Genomic DNA, 1,940 nt, shown 5'->3' with positions numbered 1-1,940 from the left:
CGTCTGGTCGGAGAAGACGACGCCCCAGCCGAACGTGTCGTCGGCCAGGTTGCGCTCGAACAGATCGATCTCGTGGCGCGGATCGCGCAGCTTCATCGATATGGCGAAATACAGCCCAGCAGGACCTCCGCCCAGGCACGCGATCCGCATCAAACTCTCCCGCCTACTGCCCTCGACCTAAAAGGCTGGAAGGGCGGTGGCAAGGGACCGCTATTCGTGCCGCAGCGCGTCGATCGGGTTGAGCGAGGCCGCGCGGCGGGCCGGGAAATATCCGAAGACGATGCCGATCAGCGCCGAGAAAAGGAAGGCGACGATATTGATCTGCGGATCGAACAGGAATGGCACCTGGATGAGCGGCGCCACCACCATCGTCGCGACCAGCGCCAGGACGAGGCCGATCAGCCCGCCGAGGCAGGCGAGCACGACCGCCTCGACGAGGAACTGCAGCAGCACTTCCCGCGCGACCGCGCCGATGGCGAGGCGAATTCCGATCTCGCGCGTCCGTTCGGTGACCGAGACGAGCATGATATTCATGATGCCGATACCGCCCACGAGCAGGCTGACCGCCGCCACCGCGCCCATGACGGTCGTGAGGATGCGGGTGGTGCCGGACAGGGTGTCGGCGATCTGCTGGGTATCGGTGACCCGGAAATTATCCTCCTCGCCGCGCCCGATCCCGCGCCGTTCCCGGAGCAGGCCTTCGATCGACCGCTGCACGGTCGCCGTCTCATAGGCCGGATCGACCGCGACGGTGATATTCTCGATCTCGCGGTTCCCGGTGAAGCGGCGCTGCACCGCCTTGATCGGCATCAGCACGGTGTCGTCCTGATCGCCGCCGAAGCCGGACTGGCCGCGGCGGGAGAGCGTTCCGATCACCTCGCAGGCGACGTCGCCGAGGCGGAAGCGCTCGCCGAGCGGGCTTTCGCGGCTGAAGAGATTGTCGCGAACGGTGGCCCCGATGATGCAGACCGCGCGGCCGCTCTGCTCTTCGGCGGCGGTAAAGGTGCGGCCGGAATCGAGCGGCCATTGTTGTGCAGTGAGATAGTCGCCGGTCGTGCCGTTCACGGTGGTCGACCAGTTGGCGGCGTTCCGGACGGCCGTGGCGGAGGCTTGGGCCCGCGGCGCGACGGCAGCAATGCCGACGATCTGCGTGCGAATGGCCTCGACGTCCGCCTCCTGAAATTCGGGCGGGCGAGGCCCGCCTCCGCCGCGCCCGAACCCCTGCCCCGGACGAATGGTGAGGATGTTCGAGCCGAGGCTCGAAATCTGGTCCGACACGGCCTGCGTCGCGCCGTTGCCGAGCGTCACCATCGTCACGACCGCGGCGACGCCGATGACGATGCCGAGGATGGTGAGGAACGAGCGAAGCAGGTGGCGCCGTATCTCCCGGATGGCGAGAATGATGGTGGTGCCGAACATCTACGCCTCTCCGTCGCCCCGGCGGAGGCCGGGGTCTCGTGATGAAGGGCTGTGACTTTCCGGCCTGAGACCCGGGCCTTCGCGGGGGTGACGAGGAACGCCCGGGCTCACGCCGCCATCCTCTCGTCTACCCTCTCGACCAACCCGTCCTTGAAGTGGACGATCGTGCGGGCGAAGGCGGCCATGTCGGCCTCGTGGGTGACCATGATGACGGTGATGCCGCTCCGGTTGAGATCGGTCAGCAGCTCCATGATCTCGAGCGAGCGCTCGGTGTCGAGGTTACCGGTGGGCTCGTCCGCCAGCAGCACGGCCGGGTCAGTGACCAGTGCGCGCGCAATGGCGACACGCTGCTGCTGCCCGCCTGAGAGTTCCGCCGGTGTGTGGTCGGCCCACGGCACCAGTCCTACCATGTCGAGCGCCTTCAGCGCCGCCTCTCGCCGGACGGACTTCTTCTCGCCACGGTACAGCAGCGGCAGCTCGACGTTTTCATGCGCGGTGGTGCGAGCCAGCAGGTTGAAGCC

At 67.2% G+C, this 1,940-nt stretch carries 2 protein-coding genes; both read right to left on the bottom strand.

Annotation, left to right across the window (positions count from 1 at the left end):
* Nucleotides 1–210: 210 nt before the first annotated feature.
* Nucleotides 211–1,419: an ABC transporter permease gene (locus tag VIR62_RS00205; protein WP_431867667.1), complete on the bottom strand. Its 1,209-nt coding sequence runs from the start codon at nt 1,417–1,419 to the stop codon at nt 211–213.
* A gap of 107 nt (nt 1,420–1,526) precedes the next feature.
* On the bottom strand, nt 1,527–1,940 hold a 414-nt coding region (locus tag VIR62_RS00200; RefSeq protein WP_431867665.1), incomplete at its 5' end, for an ABC transporter ATP-binding protein.

This window comes from Allosphingosinicella sp., assembly GCF_036570505.1.
Lineage (GTDB): Bacteria > Pseudomonadota > Alphaproteobacteria > Sphingomonadales > Sphingomonadaceae > Allosphingosinicella.
This window is presented reverse-complemented; position numbering and strand designations above follow the sequence as displayed.